The sequence below is a fragment of the Deltaproteobacteria bacterium genome (genome assembly GCA_023382265.1).
GTDB lineage: Bacteria > JAMCPX01 > JAMCPX01 > JAMCPX01 > JAMCPX01 > JAMCPX01.
Map to the genome: position 1 here is coordinate 1 of JAMCPX010000060.1, position 5,886 is coordinate 5,886.

Annotated in this window: 4 protein-coding genes; all 4 read right to left on the reverse strand. The window is 38.6% G+C overall.

What is annotated here, in order from left to right; all coding sequences use genetic code 11:
* Positions 1-618, reverse strand: a 618-nt coding sequence (locus M1381_10980; GenBank protein ID MCL4479598.1) for a DNA-directed RNA polymerase subunit beta', incomplete at its 3' end; no start/stop codon positions are given.
* Positions 619-634: 16 nt separating this feature from the next.
* Positions 635-4,729, reverse strand: coding sequence for a DNA-directed RNA polymerase subunit beta (gene rpoB, locus M1381_10985; GenBank protein ID MCL4479599.1), 4,095 nt, complete (start codon positions 4,727-4,729; stop codon positions 635-637).
* 118 nt (positions 4,730-4,847) lie between these two features.
* A complete protein-coding gene (gene rplL, locus M1381_10990) occupies positions 4,848-5,237 on the reverse strand; it encodes a 50S ribosomal protein L7/L12 (GenBank protein ID MCL4479600.1) in 390 nt (129 codons plus the stop codon).
* 42 nt (positions 5,238-5,279) lie between these two features.
* Complete coding sequence (gene rplJ / locus M1381_10995) at positions 5,280-5,804, reverse strand: 50S ribosomal protein L10 (GenBank protein MCL4479601.1); 525 nt, start codon at positions 5,802-5,804, stop codon at positions 5,280-5,282.
* Positions 5,805-5,886: the final 82 nt, after the last annotated feature.

A 5,886-nucleotide genomic window follows, 5' to 3' on the forward strand; every position in this document is an offset into this window, starting at 1 on the left:
TATCTCAAACTGGAGCTCTTTTGTAAGCTTCTCCAGATCAATTTTGCTAAGCAATTCTCTTATTGCCTCTGCTCCCATCTTTGCTATAAAACTATTCGGGCCATATTCCTTCTGCAATTCAAGATACTTTTCCTCCCTGAGCAGTTCTTTCTCTTTAAGCGGAGTATTCTTGGGGTCTACAACTATATAGGATTCAAAATATACAACCCTTTCGAGCTCTCTTGTCGTAATATCAATCATATTTCCTATGGGGCTGGGGACACTCTTTAAAAACCATATATGGGCTACAGGGGATACCAATTCAATGTGCCCCATACGCTCTCTTCTAACCTTTGATTGTATAACTTCAACACCGCATTTCTCGCACACTACACCGCGATGTTTCATTCTTTTATATTTTCCACATAGACACTCATAGTCCTTTATAGGGCCGAATATCTTGGCATCAAACAATCCATCCCTTTCTGGCTTAAATGTTCTGTAATTTATTGTTTCTGCTTTTTTGACTTCTCCATGCGACCAGCTCTTTATTATGTCGGGCGATGCAATACTTATCCTGATAGCCGCTATATCGCTTGGATTTCTTGGTTTCTCATGCAGAAAAAAAGTATCTTCCATTTTTTGCCTCCTATGATTACTCTAATTGCTCTTTTTCGATTAACTCAATGTTTAGCCCAAGGCTTTTTAACTCTCTGACCATGACATTGAATGATTCGGGTATCCCGGGTTCAAAGTTGTGTCTGCCTTTAACTATTGAATCGAATATTCTTGTTCTTCCAGGGATATCATCCGATTTTACTGTCAGCATTTCCTGAAGCGTGTACGCGGCACCATACGCTTCAAGAGCCCATACTTCCATCTCTCCAAGCCTCTGCCCCCCAAACTGTGCCTTACCCCCAAGAGGCTGCTGCGTTACCAGAGAATATGGTCCCGTTGATCTCGCGTGTATCTTTTCTTCTACGAGATGATGCAACTTCATCATATACATTACACCGACCGTAACCCTGCTTCTGAAAGGTTCTCCTGATTTCCCGTCGTATAAAGTGATTTGACCATTTTCCGGCAGATTTGCAAGCTTTAACATATCTTTAATTTCTTTTTCGGTTGCTCCATTAAATACCTCTGTAGACATCTTGATCCCGTTTGTAAGAGTTTTAGCGAATTCCACAACTTCCTTATCGTCAAATTTATCAATATGTTTTGCGATTGCAGTATTCTTGTAAATATCCTTTAAATAACCCTTTAACTTTTGCGCACTGTAATGTTCATCTATAAACTCCTGAATCTGTTCACCGAATGCCCTCGCAGACCAACCGAGATGCGTTTCAAGTATTTGTCCAACATTTAAACGAGACGGTACTCCGAGAGGATTGAGCACTATATCAACAGCCCTTCCGTCCGGTAAAAAAGGCATATCTTCTTCAGGAACAATTTTTGAAACAACTCCTTTGTTCCCATGTCTGCCTGCCATTTTATCACCTGCAAAAAGTTTGCGCTTGGTGGCTATGTAAACCTTTACGAGTTTGAATACTCCAATGGGTAATTCGTCACCCTTCTTCAGTCTGTTTATTTTTTGTTCAAAAATGGCCTTAATCATATCTTTCTGTTCGATAGTTGCTTCAACAATTTTTTTAACCTTCTCTTCAAGTTTACCATTTTCCAAAAGTGAAATCGATACCCATTTTTCTACAGGCAGCTTATCAACGATCTCTTCTGTTATAACAGCGCCCTTTTTTAAAGAGATCTTTCTTCTATCGTCATTGAATTTTTCTATTATCTTTTCTCCAACAAGCAGCTTCTTCATTTGCTCTTTCATTGTATCATCTATTATACTCAGTTCCTCTTCTTGGTCTGTCTGAAGTTTCAGGAGCTCTTGATCTTTTGTTTTATCCTTATCCGAGCCGCTTTTTCTTGAAAAGATTTTTACGTCAACTACAATACCGTGCACCCCCGGTTTCACTCTTAATGATGTATCCTTTACATCTCCGGCTTTATCTCCAAAAATTGCCTTGAGCAGCTTTTCTTCCGGGCTTGGTTGAGATTCTCCCTTCGGCGTAATTTTACCTACAAGGATATCACCGGGTTTAACCTCTGCACCTATCCGTACAATACCCGATTCATCGATATCCTTCAATGCCTCATCACTGACATTGGGGATATCTCTTGTTATCTCTTCTCTGCCGAGTTTAAGTTCTCTTGCAGAACATTCGTACTCTTCAATATGGATTGATGTGAAAACATCGTCTTTATTTATACGTTCATTTACGAGAATAGAATCTTCGTAATTATATCCGTTCCACGGCATAAAAGCGACAAGAACGTTTTTACCGAGTGCAAGTTCCCCGCCGGACACGGCAGCACCATCCGCTAAGATGTCACCCCTTTTTATCTTTTGCGAGGCTTTTACAGCCGGTATCTGATTAAGACAAGTGCCTTGATTTGACTTTTGAAACTTGTGTAGATTGTATATTTTTACATTTGTTCTTTTGGCTTTATCCGTATACTGGACAACAATCCTTTTAGCATCTACCGACGTTATAATACCGTCTTCTTCTGCTATAATAATTGCTCCGGAATTCCTTCCAACGTATCTCTCCATGCCTGTAGCGATAATAGGTGCCTCCGTTTTTATAAGGGGAACTGCCTGCCTCTGCATATTTGAACCCATCAATGCCCTATTTGCATCATCATGCTCAAGAAACGGTATCAACGCGGCTGCCACAGAAACAAGCTGAGTAGGAGAAACATCCATATAATCAACCTCATCCTTGTGGACCATAATAAATTCGCCACCGCGTCTTGCTGCCACGTATTCATCTATTATCTTGTTTTCCTCATCCGTCTGAGTATTCATCTGTGCTATCGTCTTATCTTCTTCATCTATTGCTGAAACATAAATTATTTCATTCTTCACAACTCCGTTTTTAACGATCCTGTACGGCGTCCTCAAAAATCCGAATTCATCAACCTTTGCATACGTACTCATGGAAGCGATCAATCCTATATTAGGGCCTTCGGGTGTTTCTATAGGGCATATTCTGCCATAGTGTGTTGAATGAACATCTCTAACCTCGAAACCGGCACGCTCTCTCGTAAGCCCCCCGGGTCCTAATGCAGAAAGTCTCCTCTTATGTGTAAGTTCGGCGAGAGGATTCGTCTGATCCATAAACTGGGATAACTGGCTGCCGCCAAAGAATTCTTTTATAGCAGCTATTACAGGCTTTGGATTGACAAGTTCAGAGGGCATCAAAGTTTGAAGATCATGCGTAAACTTTTCTTTGACAGTTTTTGCCATCCTGAGCAGTCCTAGTTTAAATTGGTTTTCAAGAAGCTCTCCTACCGTTCTTACACGCCGGTTACTAAGATGATCGATATCATCAACATCACCTCTGCCATTCTTCAGATCAAACAGATGCTTTGCAGTATCTATAATGTTCTCTCTGGTAAGAACGGTAATATCAAGCGGCGTATCCGTACCGAGCCGCTTGTTTATCTTAAGTCTTCCAACGTTTGTAAGATTGTATTTTGATTTTGAGAAGAACATGTCTTCAAAAAAACTTTTTGTTATCTCCGGCGTATACGATTCATTTGGTCTGAGCTTTGAATAGAACTCTTCAATTGCTTCCTGCTGATTTGTTATCTTATCAAGCAACAGCGTTTCTCTTATATCGCTACCTACCGAGATGTTATCAAAATATATAAACTCAAGTTTATTGATCTGTTCTTCGAGTATCTGTTTAAAAATGTCCTTGTCTAATCCTTGATTACATTTCAAAATCGATCGACCGTCTCTACTCTTAATCTCACCCACAGATACCATACCGTCTATGTCTTCATAATTTATTGTCATCGTTTTTATATTACGTGATATTATTCTTCTAACAAGGTTACGGGTAATCTTTGTGCCGGCGGGAACAACAGCATCACCCGTAGACGGATCTATAATATCCGAAAAGAATTTTCTGTTTAAAAGAAGATCGTAATCTATGTGGAGTGTAAGAACATTGTTTTTTATTTTTACCGCCTCCGTTTTATAGAACTTACGCAGTATATCCTCGTCCGTATAACCAAGTGCTTTTAAAAGAACGGTAGCATAAAATTTCTTTCTCTTATCTACCTTTACATACATAATATTCTTGGGATCAAATTCAAAATCCAGCCATGAACCTTCATACGGTATTATGCGGGCAATGTATGCAGGCCGGCCGATGCTCTGAATCTTAAGCTTATCATATTCAAAAAACACACCCGGTGAACGATGCAGCTGATTAATGATAACCCTTTCTATCCCATTTATTATAAACGTACCTTTTGTTGTCATTATAGGGATATCGCCGAAATAAACCTCCTGTTCTTTGATATCTCTTATGGTTTTGGTTTTAGTCTCGGGATCGATATCTTTCAGTATCAATCTCACGAGTATCTTTATAGGCATGGTATAAGTCAAACTCTTTTCTCTGCATTCATCTTCTGTATAAGTTGGAGGATCAAGTATATATTTTACAAATTCTACGGATGCAGTATCATTGTAATCTTTTATAGGCAAAACAGCATTAAAAGCAGCCTGCAGCCCTATATTTTTCCGCTCCTCCGGTTTTACATCAGCCTGAAGGAATTGATTAAAGGAATCTACCTGAACCTCAATCAAATTGGGAATATCCATGATTGTTCTGAATTTCCTAAAATCCTTCCTTGATACTGAAAGCTCGTCATAAACATTGGTGGTCATAATTTTTTACCTCCAAAACATAAAATAAAAAAACAGCTTATGCTTTGAGATAGCACTCCCAAAGCATCTGCATATATCAGAAATATACTTTTAATTTTTGACTGATTGATATGGATTACTATTTAACTTCTACTTTTGCACCTGCTGACTCTAATTGTTGCTTGATTTTTGCAGCATCCTCTTTTGATACACCCTCTTTTACAACCTTGGGAGCTCCTTCTACGAGTTCTTTAGCTTCTTTTATACCAAGACTGGTTACAACCCTTACCTCTTTGATAACCTTTATCTTCTCAGCACCTGCTTCTAACAGTGTAACTGTAAACTCCGTTTTTTCTTCAGCCACGGGTTGTTGTGATGCTGCAGCACCAGCAGCTTGTGGAGATGCCATAACAGACATTTGAGATGCCTTAATCCCAAACTTATCCTCCAACAATTTTACCAGTTCTGAAACTTCAATTACGCTCATATTAGCTATAGCATGGACAATGTCTTCCTTGCTTACAGCCATACTCTTTTCTGCATGTTCTTCTTTTGTAGCCATTTCTTCCTCCTATTTATTCATTTGTTTATTTTGTATTATGCCATTCAATGCAGCCAATAATGTTGTTACCGGTGAGGAAACTGTATTCACAAACCGCGCAATCGGCGCATTTAACATACTTATTAGCATCATTATAAGCATACTTTTGTCTGGTAATGTGGAAAGCAACTCTACTTTATCCGGAAGTATAAATCCATTATCGAAAAAACCACCTTTAATAACAAGATAAGGGTTACTCTTATTAAAAGATATTATCTGCTTTGCAATATTTACAGGGTCTCCATAAGAAAATATTATAGCTGTAGGCCCTGTAAAAATATTTTCCTCTACATTGGGCATCAAACCCCGCGATGCCATAAGAAATAAAGTATTTTTAACGATTTTAAGATCTCCATTTTTAGATCTTAAGTCTCTTCTCAGATTTGTTAAATTCCCGACCGTTAAGCCTTTGTATTCGGTAATAAATACCGCCTTAGACCGTTGTAATTTGTCTTTAACGTCATTTATAATATTTTCCTTATATTGCTTTTTCATAAAATATCCTTTTATCTATAGTTCGTAAGATTCAGTTTTATGCCCGGACCCATTGTTGTTGAAATGTAGAGTTTCTTTCCAC

What these genes read in the sequence shown, in the direction of transcription:
- rpoB (MCL4479599.1), bottom strand. Translation starts at nt 4,729, where the DNA reads ATGACCACCAATGTTTATGACGAGCTTTCAGTATCAAGGAAGGATTTT.
- rplJ (MCL4479601.1), bottom strand. Translation starts at nt 5,804, where the DNA reads ATGAAAAAGCAATATAAGGAAAATATTATAAATGACGTTAAAGACAAA.
- rplL (MCL4479600.1), bottom strand. Translation starts at nt 5,237, where the DNA reads ATGGCTGTAAGCAAGGAAGACATTGTCCATGCTATAGCTAATATGAGC.